The sequence below is a fragment of the Microbulbifer sp. MLAF003 genome (assembly GCF_030012965.1).
Classification (GTDB): Bacteria; Pseudomonadota; Gammaproteobacteria; order Pseudomonadales; family Cellvibrionaceae; genus Microbulbifer; species Microbulbifer variabilis.
Map to the genome: position 1 here is coordinate 4,453,029 of NZ_CP120232.1, position 21,679 is coordinate 4,474,707.

Below are 21,679 nucleotides of genomic sequence, written 5' to 3' on the forward strand. Positions count from 1 at the left end.
AGAAATGCCCAGCCTTAGCGGGTCTCTTTAAACAGCTCGCGACCAATCAGCATACGGCGCACTTCAGAAGTGCCCGCGCCGATTTCGTAGAGCTTGGCATCGCGCAGCAGACGACCAGTGGCGTACTCGTTGATGTAGCCATTGCCACCCAGTGTCTGGATAGCCTGCAGGGCCATCTGTGTTGCGCGCTCCGCAGTAAACAGGATTACAGCGGCGGCGTCCTTGCGCGAGTCCTCACCGCGATCACAAGCCCGGGCCACAGCGTACAGGTAAGAGCGGCTGGCATTCAGGTCAGCGTACATATCGGCGATCTTGCCCTGCATCAACTGGAATTCACCGATGGCCTTGCCGAACTGCTTGCGCTCGTGAATATAGGGAACCACCACATCCAGGCAGGCCTGCATAATGCCGACAGGGCCTCCGGAGAGAATGGTGCGCTCGTAGTCGAGACCGCTCATCAATACGCGTACACCGCCATTCAGTTCACCGAGGATATTTTCTTCCGGCACTTCACAGTCTTCGAACACCAGCTCACAGGTGTTGGAACCGCGCATGCCCAGCTTGTCGAGCTTTTGCGCCTGGGAGAAGCCGGCAAAACCGCGCTCAACGATAAATGCAGTGATACCACCGGAGCTGATGCCCGGCTCAGTGCGAGCGTAGATCACATAGGTATCGGCATCGGGACCGTTGGTGATCCACATTTTATTGCCGTTCAAAATAAAGCGATCACCGCGCTTCTCGGCGCGCAGTTGCAGACTTACCACGTCGGAACCGGAGTTGGGTTCACTCATGGCCAAGGCGCCTACATGTTCACCGGAACACAGCTTGGGCAGGTATTTGAGCTTCTGCTCGCGGGTACCATTTTTACGGATCTGGTTTACGCACAGGTTGGAGTGGGCACCGTAGGACAAGCCCACAGAAGCAGAGGCGCGGGAAATCTCTTCCATGGCCACAGCGTGTGCCAGGTAACCCATATTGGAACCGCCGAACTCCTCTTCCACGGTCATGCCCAGCAGACCCAGCTCGCCAAACTTCTTCCACATATCCGCTGGGAACAGGTTGTCTTCATCGATCTGCGCCGCGCGTGGGGCCAGCTCCGCCTGGCAGAACTTGTAAACCATGTCACGGAGCATATCGATGTCTTCACCGAGACCGAAATTCAGAGTTGGGTAGGAGGTATTCATAATGACTCCACGTTAAATTTGCGAGTTTTAATTAAATTGGCCGCGCCTGCGACTGCCGTTACATCAGGCGCCCCCGTAAAACCTCTGGAGGTCACCGGCAATCGCACACTTGCCGAAATTTTCAGGATTTTGGTTTAGGGGTTGTCCTCTCTGCGGCTCTTCACCAGGGCCGCTTGTGCACGGACCTCGGCTTCGTCCAGCTCCCCCATCAGGCTTTCTATATCTCTCAGCTGCTGCTGCAACAGTGCACGCTTCTGGGCAATGCGCTCCAGCAGGCGCTGCAACTGCTCCACATTGCCATGAGCGGGATCGTACATATCGATAATCTCGCGGCTCTCATCCAGGGAGAACCCCAAGCGCTTACCGCGCAAAATCAGCTTCAGCCGTACCCGCTCCTCAGGGCTATAAACACGGGTCTGGCCGCGCCGCTCAGGTTTGAGCAGTCCCTTGTCCTCATAGAAACGGATGGCGCGGGTAGTGATATCAAATTCACGGGCCAACTCCGAAATACTGTAACTATGGGGCTCTACGATACTGGCTTTGGCTTTCATAAGTACTTCCTCGAGACGCAACCAAGCCTAACAAGAGTTTACGTTAACGTAAACGTAAGGCAGGTGCCAAAAAATAACTACGGAGAGCAAACGGGTCATTTACTCGCCGCTGTGACCAGCGGTAGGTATTCAGGCGCCCAATAGCTGTTGCAACTGGTTGTTAAGCAACTTTTGATACGAGGGCGTCAGCCCCGTAACTTCCAGGTTCCAGCCAGCGCCATGGTGCTCGATGCGTCCAGCCAGGGAGGTTTCCTCCAGCAGCTCCGGATGCAGGAACAATCCACGAGATTGATTTAGCAGCTGCTCGGCGGAGAAGTCCGGCGAGCCAGGCTCGCAGGGCACCACAGCCAGGGCCAGCTTCAGACCAGTGGCTCGGCTGACACTCTGCATCTCCCGCAACAATAGACCACAGCAGACCGCGCGAAAGGCTGCATCAGTGCCGGAAAACCCCAGGCCAACCTGAGGCCCGGCGCTACTCAGAGGGTGGGCACCGTAAATTCGGCGCAGTAGCTGCATGCGCCCATCCAGTTCCCGCTGTATTCCCTCAAGCGCACTGCGGCTCAGTTGGTTGGTCAACTGAGCCCAATTCAGGGGGCGCAGGTAAAGGCCTATAGAGTCCCCTTTTTCTTCAGGAATATTCACCGATGCGTGAGACTCTTCAGAAGGCAGACTGCGCGGTGCGGAGAAGCCTCCTGCCATCAGTGCCGCCACTGCACTAAAAGGCAAAGCAAAGACCAGGGTCAGTAACAAACTGGCCCAAGGAAAAGTAACACCCGCACCGGGAGCCAGGGCCACGGTAACATTGCCAGCGATACTATCGTGTAACACAACTGGCACACTGATGGTCTCACCATTTTTTAAATCGCCCACTTCTGCCAGACTATTGGACTCCACATCTTCAATAGAGATACCAACGACGGCAGGCAACTCTAGTAATTGCCGGGCCAGTAGCTGCATGCTGATTCGATCATCAGCAACGATACGCTCCAGGCTCTGCCCTGCGAGAAAACTGGCGGCAGCCTGCGCCGAGGCCCGGTCTTTTTCCACAGCATCAGCATGTCGCTGCCCATAGTAATGGCCAAGAGCAGCGCTGCAGAATACGGCCAGAATCACCCAAATCGCTACGGCCAGCAGGCGCTGGCGAATACGTTTAGATAGGCGTGCAAATTGTTCGGGCAACTTGCGCAACAGAGAAATAATCGATACAGACATATTAAGCGGCTGAAATACCTTGCCTTGTTTTTTTATTACCTTGCGTTTCTTTTTCCTTTCGTCTTTATAAATCATCCTGACTGATAAAGACGTCGCCCAAAAAACACTGGCAAAGGTGCATGGACCCACTGGTGTTTTTAGGCTCACGACGGCCTACGGCCGCGGCGTATTTTATCCTCACAAAAAGCCAATAAGGCCCAGTGTAATTTCCTGTGCCGTTGGTCGATCCGGCAACAAAATAGTTCCACGGGTTTTTTTATTTTGTAACAAATAAGCGGGCCCAGGCTGCGGCGCTGATTTTAACGAAGATTCCCGCTAGAGCTATAATGCGTCGCTTATTGATTAAATTGGGGAGCTGCGCCATGGGCGACGAGACAAAAGCACAAGAATTTCATCTGCCCCTGGCACAAGTTATCCAGTCGCCCCTGGACAGCCCTGTGCGCTACCTCACCTATAGCGGCAACTATGCGCGACTGGGGCTTGAATACAGAGGTGCAGACCCTTTTCCGGACGCCACCAGTTGTGAGCTGAGCTTGCCCAGTGCTAAGCCTTCAGTCGTACAGTCCCCTTGGTGTTTAACCCTTCTGAGCCCAGCCGCCACCCTGACACAGCTACAACGCGTACTAAAGCTTTGTACCGAACAACAATGGCAAATCAACACTATCGACACTCTCGCCCACCGGCATGAGTGCACGGTAATTCGCCTCCAGCTCAGTGCTGAGTTGGAATTTTCCCCTGCGCGTTTCGCTTGCCTGCAACTGGCCGAGGAAATCGGAGCCGACCTGGTTTTACAGGATGGGGCCAGCCAGAGAGTACCGACACTGGCAGGCTTCGACATGGATTCCACTCTAATTGATGCGGAGGTGATCGACGAGCTGGCCAAGGTTACCGGTATCGGCGATCAGGTAGCAGCCATCACCGCAGCCGCGATGCGTGGCGAGCTGGATTTCCGGGATAGTTTCAAAAAACGTATGGCGCTACTCAAGGGCTTCTCCGAACAGCGCCTGGCAGAAATTGCCCAACAATTGCCCCTAAAGAAAGGGGCACAGAAACTGTTGTACTGCCTGCGTGAGCTTGAGTGCAAAACCGTCATTCTGTCCGGGGGCTTTACTTACTTCGCCAACTTCCTGCAGAGGGAACGACTTGCCGTAGATTTGATATACGCCAATGATTTGGAATTTGCCGAGGGTGCACTCACCGGTGAAGTGATAGAACCTATCGTGGACGGCACGCGCAAGCGGTTGTTGCTGGAGGAAACAGCAAGGAATATGGGGCTGTCGCTGGAACAAGTGATTGCAGTCGGGGACGGGGCCAATGATATCCCCATGTTGAACCTGGGTGCCCTGGGTATCGCGATTCACCCAAAGCCTAAGGTACGCCTGGAGGCACCACAGGCGATCACCCTATTCGGCCTTGATGCGGCGCTATACCTATTCGGCCTTAACGACCGCCAGATTGCCGAGTTGGGGCAACCCTGAAGCTGCCCCAGGAAAAGTCAGGTCATTGCATGTGGGAAGGGAAATGAATTCGGCCTGTTATCAGAACAGGCGCTCGGCTCATACTCACAGCCAACGGCCAAAAAACTGAGAAAAGCCAGCATTAAAATCCGTCTGTACATAGGTACCTCCCTTTGCCTTAATGGATTTTTATTCGAGCAGCAGGGTACGCAAAGGGTTCCACTTTGAACAGCAGTTTAATGATTTTTATGCCAGAAAATTGACGTGAAAATCTTCTTTTTGTACCAATTCGTTCAGCTTTGCTACACAAGAGATTACACAGGCATTTTTTAGTATTGCCCGCCGCTCAAACGGTACCCAAAAGCCTTTTTAGCGGATTTATTTGGTTAATCTTTGGGAAGAGTAAAAACGGGAAGATGCAGATAAAAAACCAGGGAAAACTTGGTGGTAGCCAGTGTTGCGCTGGCCCCAATCGGTATAAAGGGCGGCGATTTCGGTGCACAGCACCAAAATCGCACAAGCGACGAAGGTCGATCTAGCCCTCTTTCTTACCGTAAATTACCAGGCTGTTCACTTTCACCGTCAGCGGGTGATACCCCACCTTGGCGCGCTCGAAAATGCGTGCAGCCACATCCTGTTTACCAGACTCAACCATATTGCGATACAGCGGGCGCAGGAACTTGTTGCGGCCGATGCTGGTGAGGAAGCTCTCCAAACGATCGAAGGCCGGCTCATAGTCATTGCGCACAGCAATCATCAGCCAGCTGAAGGCCACTTCGTTATTGCGGGATTTGGTCAGGCCAAAGGCGCTGTCCAGTTCTTTCAACTGCGCTTCCGTCAGCTTCTCAGGCATACCGTCGAGGAAATACTTCCACTGATGGAAGGTCCAGCCTTTGGTATCGATATCCTTCGCCGCCAATTTGCCGTCCAACCATTGCTGACGCACCGGGTCCAACTTGCTGAAGGCATCGGACTGCGGGTGCGGTGCACCTTCGGGAATACCCGGCTCGAAGATCCACTGGTGAATCCGCTCGCGATCCAGTTTATCGGCGTGCTCAACCAGCAGGGTCTTGTCGAGGTACTTAACGAAGTCCTCAGTGGTGATGCTCTGGAAGGAGAAGTGGTTGAAGTACTCCATCAGGAAGCGGTCAAACGCTTCGCGGCCTACTTTCTGCTCCAGCTCATACAGGAACAGTGAACCTTTCTCGTAGGGAATATTGGAGAACACTTCATCGGGATCACGGCCGCGCAGGTCGATCGCCATAATCTCATCGCGGGGCTCTTTGTCCGCGAGGTCCGCTTGCAGATCGTCATAACCCAGGGCCATTTCCATCTGGTAACGCTCGTCACCATAGACAAACTGCATGATGCGGTTGGTCAGGTAAGTAGTGAAGCCCTCGTTCAGCCATAAGTCGCGCCAGCTGGCATTGGTCACCAGATTGCCGGACCAGGAATGGGCCAATTCGTGGGCGATCAGGGCCACCAGGCTTTTGTCACCGGCGATTACGGTTGGAGTGATAAAGCTCAGACGCGGGTTTTCCATACCGCCAAAGGGGAAGCTGGGCGGCAGGATCAGCAGGTCATAGCGGTCCCAATGATAGGGGCCGTAAACCTTCTCGGTCACCTCCAGCATGGATTCGGTATCGGCGAACTCCGCCGCTGCAGATTCCAACATGGAGGGTTCGGCGTAGACACCAGTGCGCTTGCCCATGGGTTTGAATTGCAGGTCGCCAACCGCCAGGGCGATCAGGTAGGAGGGAATGCGCTGGGGCATTTCGAACTCGTAAACGCCATCTTTGGCCGCCTGCGGGTCATTGTTCGCACTCATCACCGCGCGCAGTTCTTTCGGGGTACGAACGGTCGCCTTGTAAGTGATACGAACTTTCGGGGAGTCCTGCAGCGGAATAAAGCTACGCGCATGGATCGCCTGGGCCTGAGTGAACAAGAACGGGTGCTTCTTGCCCGCCGTCTGTTGAGGCTCAAGCCACTGTACGCCAGAGGCGCCAGGGACTGTGCGATAGCGGATGGTGATGCTGTTGGCATCTTCCGGCAACTCAATATTCAGCGGGGTGCCCAGGTGACCGTCTTTCTCGCCCATGGAGAATTTCACCGGCGCACCATTGGCTGCTACAGAAACCACTTCCAGCTCGCGGGTGTCGAGCACCATCGGCAGGTTCTTGTCGTTGAGGCGCTTGAAGTCCAGCTGGGCTTCGCCCTCGAGAACCTTGCGGGAGAAGTCTACAGTCAGGTCCAGATCCAGGTGCTGTACCTGGTAGTCATTACTGTTGGCAAAGGAGTGGTAATCCACACCGGATTCAGGCGCCTTCTCAGCGGCACTTTTCTTTTCAATCACGGCGGCTGCTTTTACCGACGCGCTTGCACTCTCAGCTTCGACTTTAGACGGCTCGGTCTTTGAGCACCCGCCGGCTACGGCGAGGCCGCCGACAATCAGGCTGGTGCAAAGTAAGCGGGGCAACATGGATCTACTCCCAGGGTATTCTGTTTTTAATCGCGACACAGCATACCCGAGAGTGCACAGATGCGGAATGATAGGGAGTTAATCGACGGCGGTAACAGCCCTAAGATCATCCCCCAAAGCATCCTCAAGCCGACAGTCATACTTTTTAATGCCTTCAAAATAGACAAAAGTCTCACTTTAGCTCGCTGCGGACGAATTTACCGACTAATTGAGCTGCTTCAGAAAAAATCTGACTGGAAATTAACAAAGCGTTCACCTTTCGAAGACAGACTGCGTGTCCTTTATAACAAGCACATAAAAAGGAGAGCACTATGTCTTTGTCCCGGAGGCGATTTCTGCAATTTTCCAGCGCCAGCCTGGCATCCCTGCCACTTCTTAAGGCCTACGGCTCCGGCCAGCAGCCTTTCCAGCACGGCGTTGCCAGCGGTGATCCCCTGGCCGATCGCGTGATTCTCTGGACCAGGATTACCCCATCGGAAGACCCTTTATTCCAGTCCATGGTGCCCTATAGCTGGCAAATCGCCCTGGACCCGGAAATGGCGCTGGTAGTGAACAGCGGCAACGGCATGACCGGCCCCGAAGTGGACTACACCATCAAGGTGGATGCCAGTGGCCTGCAGCCTGGGACAACTTACTACTACCGTTTTTATTCCAACAGCATGGACTCTCCTGTAGGGCGAACCAGGACCCTGCCTGTAGGTCATGTGGACCGCCTGCGTTTTGCAGTAACCAGCTGCTCCAACTATCCAATGGGCTTTTTCAACGTCTACCGTGAAATCGCTCAACGTCCCGATTTGGATGTGGTACTGCACCTGGGTGACTACATCTATGAATACGGCCCCGGCGGCTTTGGCACCGGCACCGGGCTTGGACGCGAACCTATCCCCGCGAAGGAAATGGTGGATATCCAGGATTATCGCCTGCGCTACGCCCAGTATCGTTCCGACCCCGACTTGCAGGAAGCCCATCGCCAACACCCGTTTATTTGTGTTTGGGACGATCACGAAACCACAAACAATGCCTGGGCCGGTGGGGCAGAAAACCACGATCCCCAAGATGGCGAAGGTGACTGGTATGTGCGTCGCTCAGTGGCAAATAAGGCCTACTTCGAGTGGATGCCCATCCGCGACAACGGCATTCTGGACGTATTTGGGGATAGAGCCATTTATCGCAGTTTCCGTTACGGAAACCTGATGGACCTGATGATGCTGGATACCCGCATCGCCGCAAGGGATGAACAGGCCAACTGGTTTGACCAGAAAACAGCCGACAATCCAGAGCGCAGCTTACTCGGCCGACAGCAGGAAGAATGGTTGTACCGCGGCCTCACCCAATCTCAATCGGACGGTGTACGCTGGCGGGTACTCGGACAACAGGTGATGATGGCGCAGCTCACCCTGGCCAAGGATTTCTCCATTAACATGGATCAGTGGGATGGTTATACCGCCTCCCGTACTCGATTATTCGATCACATTGCCAACAACAACATCGAAAACTTCTTTGTGCTCACCGGAGATATTCACAGTTCCTGGGCCTGGGACTTGGCCAGCAACCCATTCAGCATTCTCGAATACGGACGCCTTACCGGTCGCGGTGCTCTCGGGGGAGAGTTTGTAACTCCCGGCGTAACCTCCAGCTTCCTCGATAAGTCACATCTAACTGACGTAGCCGCGATCGCCATGGACGGATTAATTCCGCACTTAAAGTGGGTCAATGTCACCCAGCGCGGCTATTTGCTGATGGATGTTTCCCACTCCCGTGCCAAGGCCCACTGGTACCATGTGGATACCGTCACCAGTAAGAGCTACAACGCTAGCCTGGCGAGGATGTACAAGCAGAAGGCCGGCCAAAACCACGTACAACGCGCTTGGAGCGAGAGCACAGCCCCGGAGAATGCACCGGCGCCTGCGCCTGAGTATGGCGCCCTGGCCCGCAATGCTATCGCTGCCCTGCGCAACCGCTACAACGTATGACCTCACAGAGCTAGGTCCTGTAAAAAAAGCGCGTAACCCGATGGGAAACGCGCTTTTCTTACAGATATAGGCTTGCGGAAATTAATCCAGACTAAAGTCGAAACTCATTTCCTCCGCCGGAGCCTGCACATAGTAGCCCTGAATATAATCGGTACCGGTTTGCCACAGGGTGGGTAACATGCTGGCCTGCTCGATATGAGGCACAATCACCTTGGTCTCTGCCTCACCCAAACGCTGTACCAGCCCGGCTAAAGATTCGCTGCTCTCTCCCTCGTCCTGAACTTCACGCACAAACGACGGATCTACCTTGGCCATATCCACCTTTACATGCTCCAGAGCTTTGAAGGGGTTCAAGCCGGTACCGAAGTGGCACACAGCCACGCGGCAACCGAGCTGCTGTACCTGGGTAGTGAAATCACGCGCTGCGTGCAGGTTGCTGGTGATGTCCTCCTGGCGCAACTGGAAAATCACCGTGCTTGGCGGAACTTTGGCAGCCTTGAAAGCCACCCCCAGCCAGGCAGGCAAACTCGTATCGAGCAGGGAAGCTGTGGTCATATGCAGCATCAGCGATACATCCTTACCCTTAGCGCGAGCCGCAGCGGCAGCCTTAATCGCGGTAAGAATCACCCAGCGGTCCATCTTGGCGGAAAGACCAGCGTCGCCCAATTCCTGTAGGAACGCCAGTGGTGCCAGTTCTTCCTTGTCATCGAGCATACGCACCAGCACTTCATACATTTGCTCCCCGGTGCCCTGCAGGCTCAGGATCGGCTGGAATAAAAGCTTTAGGTTTCCCGCCTCCAGGGCCTGTACCACCCGAGCGCGGTGGTAAGTATCAGCATCAGCGTCACTTTCGGTATCCGGCTCATACAGGACGAAATTGCCACCCTGCCTCTCCTCTCCCAGAGCTTGCTTATGAGCCACCTGCGCCTGCTCGAGCACCTGCTGTGAACCACTGGAGGCCTCGCTTAGCAGGGATATTCCAATAGAGGCAGTAACCTGCTGGGTTTTGCCTGCAGCGTCAAAAATGGTATCGGAAATTTTCTTCAGGATATCGCGCGCGCGCTGCTCAATACTGTCCGGCGTGGTATCCGGGCTCAACAGGCAGAAGCTGTCATCACTATAATGCGCCAGGGTATCACCGCTTCGCTGGCATCCCTGTAGCAGTTCAGCCATGGCTTTCTGCAGTGCGTCTGCACCTGCAACGCCTACGGTCTTTTGCACCTCCTCGGCAAAACGATCCACCTGGATAAACATCAGGCCACCGGTGCGATGGGAGTCCGCTGCAGATTTAATCGTGGAGTCGAGTAACGATAAAAAGTGCTGTCGATTAAACAGGCCAGTTAGCGGGTCGCGGTTTTTAATATCACTGAGTTGGGCTTCCAATTGCTCAGTGTCGCCCTTGCGCATGGCGATGCGCACTTGCAGGCAGCGCTCCTCTTCGTAAGTAGTACTGAGTACCTCCGCGCGAGTGGGTAACGGATCACCTGCAACGGTTCGAGCAGTAAACTTCCACTCCTTAGCTTCCACTTCATTGTTATCGATCGCACAGCGCTTGAGAAAATCCCGTGCGCCTCCCTGCTCATTTTCAGCCAGCATGTCGATCAGTGGCTGGTACTCAACATCCTCACCACTTTCATAGCCAAAGCGCTCGGCGAAAGAGTCATTGGCATAAACGATTAGCCCATCGGATACATAGGCTATTGCATCCTTGGAACTGTCCAGAAGCTCTTTGGCACGACCGAGAGTTGCGTGGTAACGACGATCATGCAGGCGTGCCTGGCGACGGTTATCCAAGGCGAGCATCTCTCGCTGAATCACCAGCAGAAGGTGCTGGTCCTCATCTACTGTCACCACATCCCGTGCGCCCTGTTTTAACCCCTCCACAATTGGCTGGGAACCACTGCGTTCAGTCAACAGGATAACCGGTATATCTTTTTGCAGCTTACTGATGGTGCGTAGCGCCACTGCCGGCGGAATCTGGGTGCTACCCTCTGCGGCGATCACAAGGTCCCAGGTTTTATCCTGTACCAAGCGAGTAAAGACCGCTTCACTGGCAACATGCTGAGCCCGGTTGGGTCGACCCGCGTTGTGCAGCATGCTGACCAAGCGCTGCGCCTCGGAGGGCATATCGTGAATCAGGAGAAGTCGGATAGTGTCGTTGCTACTCATTTTTTGCTCTATTTATTCAGGGCAGCGTACCGCTACCGCATGCGGTAAGTTTAGGGGCCTCCTGTAGTGGCATACAAGGCCACATCGGGGTGGTACGCGTGACTCAAGTCACACAAATCTCCCTGTCGTAAATGCACGCCTTAGAATTATCATCTGCTAATTAGTAATCACTAATTGGCTCTGGAAACCTTATTTCTTTCAACCTACAGCCTAAGACGAGCCCAGAGGCCGGCGGCAACTATATAGATAGGCGAGTCGGTACATTTAGCCTAGATCAATTTAACGCTATTTTTACAGCACTTTAATCCTGGTACTTTATAGAGGAATAACCTTCTGTATTTTCTAGTTGCTTTCAGATAATTCTATGGGTGTTTTGGAGGGTACACCGGGGATTTCCCGCACCAATTTCGGTACCAAGTATCCAGGCAATCGATGACGTAGTTCTTCAATTATTTGCAACGCCCTGCTATCACTCACTTCAAAATGCGCCGCACCCTTGACCCTATCTAACTGGTGCAGGTAATAAGGCAACACGCCCGCGTCAAACAGTGTTTCGCTAAGGCCTTCCAGGGCTGCACAACTATCATTGATACCACGCAACAGTACCGCTTGATTCAGCAATGTGACTCCAGCAGCGCGAAGACAAGAAAGTGCGTTACGTACCTCATCATCAATTTCGTTGGCGTGATTACAGTGCAGAACCAATACCGGCTTCAGGCGTGAGCCAGTAAACCAGGACAGCATTTCGTCGGTGATACGGCTCGGCGCCACTATTGGTAAGCGGGTGTGAATGCGCAGTTTATCCAGATGTGCTATCTGCACCAGCTCATTACTTAGCCAAGAGAGCTGGCGATCATTGATCACCAAAGGATCACCACCGCTTAAAATCACTTCTCGCAACTCCGTATGTGCACGCACATAATCCAGAGCCGCCGACCACTGCTTTCGATTCAGGTGGTTCTCACTGTAGGGAAATTCGCGGCGAAAACAGTAACGACAATTCACCGCACATTGCCCCGCAGTAATTAGCAGCAGGCGACCGTGATACTTATGCACCACTCCGGGCAGAGGGTTTGCCTCAGCCTCCTGAAGAGGGTCTGCACTAAACCCCACCACTGTTTCCAACTCTGCAGCACCGGGTAAAACCTGCAGAAGTAATGGATCTTTCGGGTCAGCAGGTCGCATACGCTTGATAAATGGACGCGGCACGCGCAAGGAAAACTGGCTACTAGCATTCAGGGCTTCGGGTAATTGGGCTGGATCCAATTGCAACAACCGGATTAGCTCGGCAGGATCAGTGACCACATCAGATAAATCATCCTGCCAGCGGCGGGACTCACGAGTGCCGATCAGTTTGCTGTCGATAGGTGATGGATTCGCCATAGGGTTACGCAGGCATTAGGGAAAACACTAGAGGTGAGGCAATTGTACCAGAAGCGGACTACAGTCCGGGCAACTCTGCGATGCATGCCCGAATAAGCCTGGCTCGAAGCCAAATATCATCAAAGCAAGAGGATCAGAACCATATAGTCACGCACACTGCAAACCAACAAATATCGATCCAGGCCGAAAAGCTCGACCTGAACCCTATGAAGCAAGCCCAACGCAAGAGTTTATCCGTATATTTTCCAACTATTGTCTATTCAACTTCATCACAAAAACAGTAAAAAAAAATTGAAGAATAAACTAGCGCCAAACGGCTTGTGAAAACAGTAGTAGCAATACGGTTCGCCCCAGCAGGTCCCTATGGGCTTGGCCTGGAAGCGAAGCGGCAACTTCACCGCCCGAGAGAACAAAGAATTATCCTTGAATAAAGAAACACGCTTAGTAAAAAAATAACTATCAAATTGAAAATATTACTTTTCGTACAAATTTCTTTAGGAAATTCTTCATAATTCCCCCATTCCCAACAGGGTTAATACGGTGTTAATTTAACCAAAGACAAAGCAATAATAACCTTGTCTTTCTTGAATTCAGTGCACTCGAATTTCAATAAAAATTAAATCGGGGTAATAACCTAGCCCTGCAGAAAAATGGAATTACAAAAAGGAAAAATTCGATGGAAATGCAGCTCGAATTACTTGAGGCAAATAAAGATTTACTGATTGAGCAGACCCGCGCTCATCCTTTCCTCAAGCGCTGCCGCGATGGCTCTGTAACCATAGAAGAGCTGAAAATTTTCCTGGTACAACAGGGAATTTACAGTAGTTACTTCGTGCGTTACCTGTGTGCGATGATGGCAAATCTCCCCAGTAATAAAGAGGTTCACGAACTGGCAGAAAACCTGATGGAGGAGCTTGGCCTGGAGCCGGACAGCCCCAAGCCACATGCAGAAATTTACCGTGAAACCCTCGAGCATTTTGGCTTGAGCCTGGAAAATGCGGAAATGCTGCCGGGCACTCAATATTTGATAGACACTATGTTCCAGCACTGTCGCGACCTGCGTGCAAGCTCCGGTCTAGGCGCACTGTGTCTGGGAGCCGAAGCCTTGGTACCGGATCTGTACAGCGATATTGTTGCCGGCTTCCGCTCCTGTGGTATCGCTGACAAACATCTCACCTTCTTCTTGCTGCACATTGAATGTGATGATGGTCATGCAGAAACCATTCGTGACATTATGATCGAGATCGGCAGTCAGGATGCCTCGCAACTCGACGTTATGCTGGATGCAGGCCGCCGCCTGGTACAAGCCCGCCAGCAGTTTTTTGACTCGATCGAAACTGCCTACCACGCCATGACCCCAGAGCAAGTCCAGGCAATCCCTGCCTAAGCCGTGTGTGCCCAGCAACTAAAAAGTAGCTGGGCACTGCACAAGGATGTGAAGGCAATAGCACTAACCCCACACCTGTTGCGATAAATTCAAAATGGGATTTTTCTAGAGGCATTCTGCAAGACAGTGCCCCTCGAAATCCTATGCTATCAGCATTGGAGTACAACATGGCTGAAACACTATCCATGCAAAAACGCGAGCTTATTGAGCGCGCCAGCAAATCCATGAAACTACACTTGGACATGCCCCAATGGTCCCTGCGGGAGAAGCTTGCACTTACCTGCCGCATTTTATTTACTCATGGGCACGATTCCGGTTTGGCAGGGCAAATTACAGCCCGCGCAGAAACCCCGGGCAATTACTATACCCAGCGCCTTGGCTTAGGCTTTGATGAAATTACCGCATCCAACCTGCTCGAAGTCAACGAAGACCTTGATGTCCTGTCCGGTGAAGGGATGGCTAACCCCGCTAACCGTTTTCATACTTGGATTTACCGAGCAAGGCCGGATGTAAAGTGTATTGTGCATTCCCACCCAATTCATATTTCCGCACTGTCCATGCTGGAGCGTCCACTGAAAATTTCCCATATGGACGCCTGCATGTTGTATGAGGATATCGCTTTCCTCAAAGAGTGGCCCGGCGTACCGGTAGGAAACAACGAAGGCGAAATTATTGCGGAGGCAATAGGGGACAAACGTGCCATTCTCCTTGCCCACCATGGTCTGATCATCGCATGTCGCTCGGTGGAGGAAGCCTGCTCCATGGCCCTGCAATGCGAGCGTGCCGCCCAGCTGCAGATGCTGGCGGAATCTGCAGGTACCATTCAGGACATAGCGCCGGAGTTGGGCCGCGAGGCTCACGATTGGATACTGCAGGAAAAGCGCAGCCAGGCAACCTTTGCCTATTACGCCAGGCGCCTGCTGCGGTACATTGATAACACCAGCGATAACCCCCTGAGCTGATACACACTCCTGTCACCCTCTTCAGTCCGCAAGCCTTGCGGTTCGCGGACTGCTTCAAATCTACCACTAGGCCCAGCCGTAGCGCTTCGTTCAAGGCGCCCCCTCCTGTATAATCTCGCCCCATCTTTTCAGGGCTGCCGGTGAATTCTTTGCGCCGGGGCCGAACGAGTCGCTCGCAGCTATCAGATTTGGCGGCAGCCAACAGAGCTACCCGTCCTGAACGGGAAGAAAAACTCGTTAAAAATCATATAGATAAACGACTTATAAGGGCTCTATTTGCTATGGCTAGTTACTCCACCAACGAATTTAAGGGCGGCCTCAAGGTAATGCTGGACGGCGACCCCTGCTCTATCGTGGAAAACGAGTTCGTAAAACCTGGCAAGGGCCAGGCATTTAACCGCGTAAAACTGCGCAACCTGAAGACCGGACGAGTTTGGGAACGTACCTTCCGCTCCGGCGAGAGCCTGGAAAGCGCGGATGTAATGGATCGCGAAATGGAATACCTCTACAACGATGGAGAGTTCTACCATTTCATGGAGCCAGAAACTTTCGAACAGCACCAGGCCAGTACAGATGCCGTGGGGGATGCAGCTAAGTGGCTCAAGGAACAGGATATTTGCACTGTGACCCTTTACAACGGTGTACCGCTGGCAGTAACCCCCAATCATGTGATCCTTGAAATCACTGACACCGACCCTGGCCTGCGCGGTGATACCGCCCAGGGTGGCACCAAGCCCGCTACCCTGGCTACCGGCGCCGTAGTTAAGGTGCCCCTGTTCCTGGAGATTGGCGAAACCATCAAAGTGGACACGCGCACCGGCGAATATCTGGGCCGCGCCAAAGAAGACTGATTTTTCCTTCCCTGTGGGCGGCCACCCGGCCGCCCACTGCCTGAGCCACTTCAATGACTACTGACCTATGGCGCCCCAGCGCCACCATTAAAGCCCTGCGCCAACGCGCCTCGCTTCTAGCAAAGATCCGCCACTTTTTTACCCAACGCCAGATTTTGGAGGCGGACGTACCGGTGCTATCACGCCGCGCTACCAGCGATCCACACATCGAATCTATCAGTGCCCTGTGTATTGGCTCTCCCGCCTACCTCGCCACCAGCCCGGAGTTCGGCTTAAAACGGCTGCTGGCCGCAGGCATTGGCGACTGCTACTACTTGGGCAAAGCCTTTCGTCAGGGCGAGGCAGGTAGCCGCCACAATCCGGAATTTACCATGCTGGAGTGGTACCGCTGCGGTTGGGATGACCACCGCCTGATGGATGAGGTAGCAGACTTACTCCGCAAGGTACTGGGTATTTCCCAGGTGCAATCCCTCAGTTATCGCGCGCTTTTTCAGCGTGAACTACAACTGGACCCCCACAGCGCCAGCGACAGAGAGTTGATCGCCTGTGTCGAACGGGAAGTGGAGTTGTCCTTTACCCCTGTCGAGCGTGCCGAATGCCTCGATCTACTGATGAGTCATCGCCTGGAGCCCGCCATGGGCGAGGGTATTACCCTGCTCTTCGACTTCCCCGCTGACCAGGCCGCACTCGCCAAAGTGATTCCAGACGAACAGGGCATTCCGGTCGCGCGTCGCTTTGAGGCCTATGTCGGAGGGCTGGAATTGGCAAACGGCTACTGGGAGTTGACCGACAGCACCGAACAGCTACGTCGTTTCGAGGCAGACTTGGCCTACCGAAGGGCCCATAACCGCATTGCAAACCCGTTTGAAGAACGCCTGGTTTCTGCCATGCAAGAGGGCATGCCCGAATGTGCAGGTGTGGCTTTAGGGGTGGACCGCCTGTTGATGCTGGCAGGAGGCTATGACTCTATCGAGGATGTCATCGCCTTCCCCATAGAGCGCGCCTAAATTCTACTGATACCTACTCACTAACGTGTACAGTAAGTTAGGGAGAGTAAACATAGCGGGCTACTTCGCCCACAGCAAAAAAACCACAATCCAGAGGCAATTGCTGTTTATTCGCCGGCGCAAGTGCCACCAGGCTGCGATGGTGGCTGGCCTGGGCCTGCTGAAGCAAGTGACGAAAGAGTGCACGGCCGATTCCACGGCTCCGGTATGCCTCTAACGTAACGAGGTCATAAAGACCCAATGCATCGGCGGAGGCAAACAGGCAGCCCGCCGCCACTGGGGTACCCTCCAAGCGCGCGAGAACAAACTTGAGCCGCGCACGTTTCTGTTCAGGTATATCTACCAACGCCCGATAAAACTTTTTCAGCTGCGCCCCTTCCTGGACGCTGCCACACCCAGCCGCCTGTACTTCTGCATAGCTGGCGAGATCCTCTTTTTTTACGGGGGATATCACCAATTTTTCATTTTCATCTGCCCCTGCCGCAGCATCCGGGCTGAGGCGCTGGATCTCTGCCGCCATAGCCACTTGCGACTGCCTGCGCTGCAAACCCATTTCTGCCAAGGCACTGTCATCCTGAGGCTTGGAGGCACTGTGCCAAAGGGTAAAAGGACTGTGGCGCTCAGCAAAATAATCCAGCGCAAACCGTTGCAGTATACGCGGTGGCATTACCGAATTTGAGACCACCTGGTTGAGACGACCCGACAGTAGACCACTGTCGCTGCGCACTATTCCGGTGATTTCCTTGGTGTGATTTGGATTGAGTAAGCCCGCACAATAGCTGGCGTGGTTCTCGAGGTTTCGACAGACGAGGTTTTTGGCGCTGAGACTGTATTTCATGGGTACAAGGATAGTTCCATTTATCCGTTTCCCTTGGGAAGAAGTTACCCCGTTGTTTCAATACAAACGGAGTAACAATCGCTACTTTTCCACTTGTGAAAGGGCGCATTGATCCATGGACATAGCCGGCTGGGCACAAGTTGCCGGCCCCTGAACCTTGGCAGGTACCCCAGCCACCAGTGTCTTTTCCGGGACCGGTTTTAGTACCACACTGCCGGAGGCCACCTGGGCACATTCACCCACTTCAATATTGCCAAGTACTTTGCTACCAGCGCCAATCAGGACGCCACAGCGGATTTTCGGATGGCGATCGCCACTCTCTTTACCAGTGCCACCCAGGGTCACCGACTGCATAATGGAGACATTATTCTCCACCACTGCGGTTTCACCGATAACAATACCGGTCGCGTGATCCAATAATATCCCCTCTCCCACCTTAGCTGCGGGGTGAATATCCACACTGAAAACTACAGATACCCGATGTTGTAGAAATAATGCCAGTGAGCGGCGCTGCTGTTTCCACAACCAATGTGCCACCCGGTATACCTGCAGCGCGTGGAAGCCCTTGAAATATAAAAAGGGCTCAAAAAGGGAGTTACAGGCAGAGTCACGCAAGTAAATAGCATTCAGGTCTGCGCGGGCAGCGTGACCAATACTTGGGTCCGCCTCCAGGGCCTCATCGATCACTTCGCGGATCAACAATGCTGGTGCTACAGCGTTATCCAGTTTATTGGCCAGGTGAAAGCTAAGCGCCGCCTCCAGAGAGCTGTGATTGAGAATAGTGGCATGCAGAAAGCTGGCGAGAATGGGCTCCTGCTCTACTTGCTGCGCTACTTCAGTACGAATTCTTTCCCATAACAGGTCCGTCTTTGCCTCTGCGCAGGTGACATTCATTGCGGGTTTTTCCATGTTAGACCGCTCCCAGTGTCAGTGGAGGTTCCAGCAGCGCTGACTGCTGCTCGCGTAATGCCAGTATATGTTCAGCCCAATAGCGGGCCGTATTGAACCAGGGGAAAGCCTGGGGAAATGCCGGGTCCTGCCAGCGACGTGCCAGCCAGGCAGCGTGATGCATCTGGCGAAGGCAACGCAACGGTTCCACCAGCTGTAACTGCTGGGGATCAAAACGATAGAAGGTTTCATAACCTTCGAGAACCGTGTCCAGGTATGCAGTTTGCTCAGCGCGGTTGCCGGAGATCAACATCCAAATATCCTGGATAGCCGGCCCCATCAGGCAATCATCCAAGTCAACAAACCAGGGGGTGTCATCGCGCCACAGGAAGTTGCCGCTGTGGCAGTCACCGTGCAGGCGCAACAAATCCCAGTCACGCTCAAAAAGTGGGGCCACCTGCTCAATGATATGACCCGTAACGGAGGCATAGGCCTCCCGGTTCTCCAAGGGCAGGAAATCACCACCGAGAATAAATTCGCGGCTGTCGATGGCAAAGTGCTGCAGGGTCAGGGACGGGCGATGGCTAAACGGCTTAGCACTACCTACAGCATGGATGCGTCCAAGCATGGTCCCCACCTGCTCCAGGTGATCAAAATTATCCATTTCCAACTGGCGCCCACCGCGACGGGGAAACAACGCAAAGCGGAAACCTTGGGATTCCAGCAAGGTGCGTCCGTCAAATTGCAGGGGCGCCACTACGGGAATTTCCTCTTCTGCCAATTCCAGGGTGTACTGGTGCTCCTCCAATATCTGCTGATCGCTCCAGCGATCCGGGCGATAAAACTTGGCGATCAGTGGTTCCGTACCCTCAATACCCACCTGGTAAACGCGATTTTCATAGCTGTTTAAAGGGAAAATACGCGCATCAGAGACAAGCCCACTACTCTCAACGCAGTCAATCACCACGTCCGGCGTGAGGGCTTCGTAGGGATGGTGATTCTGGGCCATAGCGGGTACCAACTGGATTGCAGCTGGCTATGCTAACGCGGTGGCAGGGGCGGGGACAAACACTGAATTAGATTGTTATGCCTGGCTGTGGCCTCAGTAGAAAAATAAGTGCAGTGTTGCCGTTCGGCACTCTGACGTACCAGCCGTGCTCTATGCAATTTTAACCGCCATTTTCCCGCTGCTGCTGCAATAGCTGAACTACGCGGTCGCGGCCAAACACCTTGGCAAAATCCTCTGCAGAGTGCCCAGCTTTATTGGCTTGCTGTGGATCACAATCCTGCTTAAGTAAAGTGCGGGCAAGGGCAAATTCACCGCGGAAAACCGCCGCCATCAGAGCAGTATTCCCACGCCGATCCTGTACACAGGCGTCAGCGCCCTTTCGCAATAGGTAGTTCACCGCCTGCGCATTGCCGTTATAAGTAGCAATCATAAGGGCCGTATAGCCTTTGGAATTGCGAACGTCCAGAGGAAAACCTGCTTCGGAAAATTCACGCAATACTTCAGTATCACCGACCCTGGCCGCAACAAAATAATACCGGGAGAGTTCGGCAAAACCAGAGCCGGCATTTCCTGGCTCTTCGGCCTGAACACCCAGGGCAAGTAAGAGCAGCGTGGATAATATTGATCTCATAGTTGCATCTCTCAAATATTGCGGGTGACAAAGCCACCCGCTCTCCAGCTAAATTTACTGAACCAGTTTCCTGACTCGAACCAAATCTCCACCAACAGCTTTGGTCAGGCGTTGTCCGTAATCATTGTCGGCTTGGTAGAAGTAGCTCAGCATAATGTGCTTGGTATTGTCATCGCGCACTTTACCCAGATCGCCAGCCAGGTTTTCGATCAGATTCTGGCGTTCTTCCGGGCTCAGACTGCGATAGAAGGCACCCGCCTGAGCAAAAGGCAGCTTCTTCTCAATCGCCTTTTGCTGGGTGCGACCACTTAGAGGTTTACTGCTGTAAAGGCCTTTCGGGTCCTCATTGCGCACATCGATGCGGCTAGGCTGGTAATTCACAGTAGAAGCCTGTTGACCGTAATTGCCTGCTCCATCCTGATTCCAGTTGGTTACCACCACGCGGGGGCGGTTGATCGGCAACTGCTGGTGGTTGGCGCCCAGGCGATACATTTGAGTATCAGAGTAGGAAAACACACGCCCCTGTAACAAGCGGTCTTCAGATGGCTCAATACCGGGAACAATATTGGCTGGCGCAAACGCGGATTGTTCGGTTTCCTGGAAGAAATTAGTGGGCACACGGTTGAGCGTCATAGTGCCGACTTTGGTTTCTTTCACGTCCAACCACATTTTGGTGGCATCTAACGGATTGTAATTAAAGCTGTTCAGCTGCGAGGGCTTCAGCACTTTAATATACAAGTCCCACTGGGGATATTCGCCCTTTTCAATCGCCGCATACATATCGCGGGTAGCATGACTGAAGTCCTTGCTCTGAATTTTCGCTGCCTCTTCCGCAGTCAGGTTTTTAATACCCTGACGGGTTTTCCAATGAAATTTCACATAATTCACATCACCCTTGTCATTAACAAGCTTATAGGCGTGAACGCCCCAGCCATCCATCTGACGCAAATTGGCTGGTGTACCGTAATCGGAATAGACCCAACTCAACATATGGGTGGATTCCGGCACGTGGCTGAAAAAATCAAAGAAGCGATTGGGGTCCTGCTGATTAGTCACCGGGGAGGGCTTCAGCGAATGAACCATATCCGGGAATTTAATCGCATCACGGATAAAAAATACCGGCAGGTTATTCCCTACCAAATCCCAGTTACCTTCTTCTGTATAAAATTTGGTGGCAAATCCACGCGGATCGCGCAGGGTTTCCGGTGAACCCTTAGAGTGAATTACAGTAGAAAAGCGCACAAACACGGGAGTTTTGCTACCGGGCTCAAAGACCGCAGCGCGCGTTAAGTGGCTGATATCCACTATAGGCACAAATTCACCGTGAACTCCGGTTCCTCGCGCATGCACCACTCTCTCAGGGATACGTTCTCGCGCGAAGCGTTGCAATTTCTGAATTAAGTGCACATCCTGTAATAGGTTACCGCCATTCTCTCCTGCAGTCTGGGAGTTCTGGTTATCACCCACCGGCGCACCATTATCGCGGGTAAGTGTCTCAGCATTGGCGCCTCCTATGAGGCCAATAGTTAATGCAAATAAGGGAAGGTATTTCATCGCTGGGTTTGCCCCTGTAGTTGTTTCTATCACAGGGGAAAAGCTTATAGGGGCGAACAATAAGCTGGAAATTGGACCTTATTATCGTTCTTATAGCGGGGATTAATTGAGAGAGAAAGTTGAATTACTCCAGAGATAATGCCC

Annotated in this window: 17 protein-coding genes; 6 read left to right on the forward strand and 11 right to left on the reverse strand. The window is 53.3% G+C overall.

The window, feature by feature from the left end:
- Positions 1-14 precede the first annotated feature (14 nt).
- From P3339_RS21335 to P3339_RS21345, 3 genes are all read right to left on the reverse strand, one after another.
- Positions 15-1,184 (reverse strand): isovaleryl-CoA dehydrogenase, encoded by a 1,170-nt coding sequence (locus P3339_RS21335; protein WP_108731530.1) that lies wholly within the window; start codon positions 1,182-1,184, stop codon positions 15-17.
- Positions 1,185-1,318: 134 nt separating this feature from the next.
- Positions 1,319-1,735, reverse strand: a complete 417-nt coding sequence (locus tag P3339_RS21340) for a MerR family transcriptional regulator (RefSeq protein ID WP_020411590.1) — start codon at positions 1,733-1,735, stop codon at positions 1,319-1,321.
- 129 nt (positions 1,736-1,864) lie between these two features.
- The gene (locus tag P3339_RS21345; protein WP_282951827.1) at positions 1,865-2,947 is read right to left on the reverse strand and encodes a hypothetical protein; all 1,083 of its coding nucleotides are present in this window, start codon (positions 2,945-2,947) and stop codon (positions 1,865-1,867) included.
- Positions 2,948-3,309: 362 nt separating this feature from the next.
- Here P3339_RS21345 and serB point away from each other — a divergent pair, with 362 nt between their 5' ends.
- Positions 3,310-4,425, forward strand: coding sequence for a phosphoserine phosphatase SerB (gene serB, locus P3339_RS21350; protein ID WP_282951828.1), 1,116 nt, complete (start codon positions 3,310-3,312; stop codon positions 4,423-4,425).
- A 514-nt stretch (positions 4,426-4,939) separates the two neighbouring features.
- On the opposite strand, the gene P3339_RS21355 is transcribed toward serB, so the two are convergent.
- Positions 4,940-6,883: a M1 family metallopeptidase gene (locus P3339_RS21355; protein WP_020411593.1), complete on the reverse strand. Its 1,944-nt coding sequence runs from the start codon at positions 6,881-6,883 to the stop codon at positions 4,940-4,942.
- A gap of 311 nt (positions 6,884-7,194) precedes the next feature.
- On the opposite strand from P3339_RS21355, the gene P3339_RS21360 reads away from it, so the two are divergent.
- Positions 7,195-8,856: an alkaline phosphatase D family protein gene (locus tag P3339_RS21360; protein ID WP_282951829.1), complete on the forward strand. Its 1,662-nt coding sequence runs from the start codon at positions 7,195-7,197 to the stop codon at positions 8,854-8,856.
- Between the two features lie 81 nt (positions 8,857-8,937).
- Here P3339_RS21360 and P3339_RS21365 read toward each other — a convergent pair whose 3' ends face one another.
- Positions 8,938-11,025 carry an EAL domain-containing response regulator gene (locus P3339_RS21365; RefSeq protein ID WP_282951830.1) on the reverse strand — a complete coding sequence of 696 codons (2,088 nt, stop codon included), beginning with the start codon at positions 11,023-11,025 and terminating at the stop codon, positions 8,938-8,940.
- Positions 11,026-11,367: 342 nt separating this feature from the next.
- Positions 11,368-12,408, reverse strand: a complete 1,041-nt coding sequence (epmB, locus tag P3339_RS21370) for an EF-P beta-lysylation protein EpmB (RefSeq protein ID WP_020411596.1) — start codon at positions 12,406-12,408, stop codon at positions 11,368-11,370.
- A 676-nt stretch (positions 12,409-13,084) separates the two neighbouring features.
- On the opposite strand from epmB, the gene P3339_RS21375 reads away from it, so the two are divergent.
- The 4 genes from P3339_RS21375 (at position 13,085) to epmA (ending at position 16,615) form a co-directional block, all read left to right on the forward strand.
- Positions 13,085-13,795, forward strand: coding sequence for an iron-containing redox enzyme family protein (locus P3339_RS21375; RefSeq protein WP_020411598.1), 711 nt, complete (start codon positions 13,085-13,087; stop codon positions 13,793-13,795).
- A 167-nt stretch (positions 13,796-13,962) separates the two neighbouring features.
- Entirely contained in the window at positions 13,963-14,757 is a 795-nt protein-coding gene (locus P3339_RS21380) for an aldolase (RefSeq protein ID WP_282951831.1), read from the forward strand.
- A gap of 281 nt (positions 14,758-15,038) precedes the next feature.
- On the forward strand, positions 15,039-15,608 hold the full coding sequence (efp, locus tag P3339_RS21385) for an elongation factor P (RefSeq protein ID WP_282951832.1): 570 nt from the start codon (positions 15,039-15,041) through the stop codon (positions 15,606-15,608).
- 53 nt (positions 15,609-15,661) lie between these two features.
- Positions 15,662-16,615, forward strand: a complete 954-nt coding sequence (gene epmA, locus P3339_RS21390; protein WP_020411601.1) for an EF-P lysine aminoacylase EpmA — start codon at positions 15,662-15,664, stop codon at positions 16,613-16,615.
- Positions 16,616-16,652: 37 nt separating this feature from the next.
- Here the strand turns inward: epmA and P3339_RS21395 are convergent, their stop codons facing one another.
- The 5 genes from P3339_RS21395 to P3339_RS21415 form a co-directional block, all read right to left on the reverse strand.
- Positions 16,653-17,453, reverse strand: coding sequence for a GNAT family N-acetyltransferase (locus tag P3339_RS21395; protein WP_020411602.1), 801 nt, complete (start codon positions 17,451-17,453; stop codon positions 16,653-16,655).
- An 81-nt stretch (positions 17,454-17,534) separates the two neighbouring features.
- Positions 17,535-18,362 carry a serine O-acetyltransferase gene (gene cysE / locus P3339_RS21400; protein ID WP_245556646.1) on the reverse strand — a complete coding sequence of 276 codons (828 nt, stop codon included), beginning with the start codon at positions 18,360-18,362 and terminating at the stop codon, positions 17,535-17,537.
- Position 18,363: 1 nt separating this feature from the next.
- On the reverse strand, positions 18,364-19,350 hold the full coding sequence (locus P3339_RS21405; RefSeq protein ID WP_282951833.1) for a serine/threonine protein kinase: 987 nt from the start codon (positions 19,348-19,350) through the stop codon (positions 18,364-18,366).
- A gap of 160 nt (positions 19,351-19,510) precedes the next feature.
- On the reverse strand, positions 19,511-19,981 hold the full coding sequence (locus P3339_RS21410) for an ankyrin repeat domain-containing protein (protein WP_282951834.1): 471 nt from the start codon (positions 19,979-19,981) through the stop codon (positions 19,511-19,513).
- 54 nt (positions 19,982-20,035) lie between these two features.
- A complete protein-coding gene (locus tag P3339_RS21415; protein WP_282951835.1) occupies positions 20,036-21,535 on the reverse strand; it encodes a catalase in 1,500 nt (499 codons plus the stop codon).
- Positions 21,536-21,679: the final 144 nt, after the last annotated feature.

What these genes read in the sequence shown, in the direction of transcription:
- P3339_RS21380 (WP_282951831.1), top strand. Translation starts at nt 13,963, where the DNA reads ATGGCTGAAACACTATCCATGCAAAAACGCGAGCTTATTGAGCGCGCC.
- efp (WP_282951832.1), top strand. Translation starts at nt 15,039, where the DNA reads ATGGCTAGTTACTCCACCAACGAATTTAAGGGCGGCCTCAAGGTAATG.
- serB (WP_282951828.1), top strand. Translation starts at nt 3,310, where the DNA reads ATGGGCGACGAGACAAAAGCACAAGAATTTCATCTGCCCCTGGCACAA.
- P3339_RS21355 (WP_020411593.1), bottom strand. Translation starts at nt 6,883, where the DNA reads ATGTTGCCCCGCTTACTTTGCACCAGCCTGATTGTCGGCGGCCTCGCC.
- P3339_RS21395 (WP_020411602.1), bottom strand. Translation starts at nt 17,453, where the DNA reads ATGAAATACAGTCTCAGCGCCAAAAACCTCGTCTGTCGAAACCTCGAG.
- cysE (WP_245556646.1), bottom strand. Translation starts at nt 18,362, where the DNA reads ATGGAAAAACCCGCAATGAATGTCACCTGCGCAGAGGCAAAGACGGAC.
- epmB (WP_020411596.1), bottom strand. Translation starts at nt 12,408, where the DNA reads ATGGCGAATCCATCACCTATCGACAGCAAACTGATCGGCACTCGTGAG.
- P3339_RS21410 (WP_282951834.1), bottom strand. Translation starts at nt 19,981, where the DNA reads ATGAGATCAATATTATCCACGCTGCTCTTACTTGCCCTGGGTGTTCAG.
- P3339_RS21345 (WP_282951827.1), bottom strand. Translation starts at nt 2,947, where the DNA reads ATGTCTGTATCGATTATTTCTCTGTTGCGCAAGTTGCCCGAACAATTT.
- P3339_RS21365 (WP_282951830.1), bottom strand. Translation starts at nt 11,025, where the DNA reads ATGAGTAGCAACGACACTATCCGACTTCTCCTGATTCACGATATGCCC.
- epmA (WP_020411601.1), top strand. Translation starts at nt 15,662, where the DNA reads ATGACTACTGACCTATGGCGCCCCAGCGCCACCATTAAAGCCCTGCGC.
- P3339_RS21415 (WP_282951835.1), bottom strand. Translation starts at nt 21,535, where the DNA reads ATGAAATACCTTCCCTTATTTGCATTAACTATTGGCCTCATAGGAGGC.
- P3339_RS21405 (WP_282951833.1), bottom strand. Translation starts at nt 19,350, where the DNA reads ATGGCCCAGAATCACCATCCCTACGAAGCCCTCACGCCGGACGTGGTG.
- P3339_RS21340 (WP_020411590.1), bottom strand. Translation starts at nt 1,735, where the DNA reads ATGAAAGCCAAAGCCAGTATCGTAGAGCCCCATAGTTACAGTATTTCG.
- P3339_RS21375 (WP_020411598.1), top strand. Translation starts at nt 13,085, where the DNA reads ATGGAAATGCAGCTCGAATTACTTGAGGCAAATAAAGATTTACTGATT.
- P3339_RS21360 (WP_282951829.1), top strand. Translation starts at nt 7,195, where the DNA reads ATGTCTTTGTCCCGGAGGCGATTTCTGCAATTTTCCAGCGCCAGCCTG.
- P3339_RS21335 (WP_108731530.1), bottom strand. Translation starts at nt 1,184, where the DNA reads ATGAATACCTCCTACCCAACTCTGAATTTCGGTCTCGGTGAAGACATC.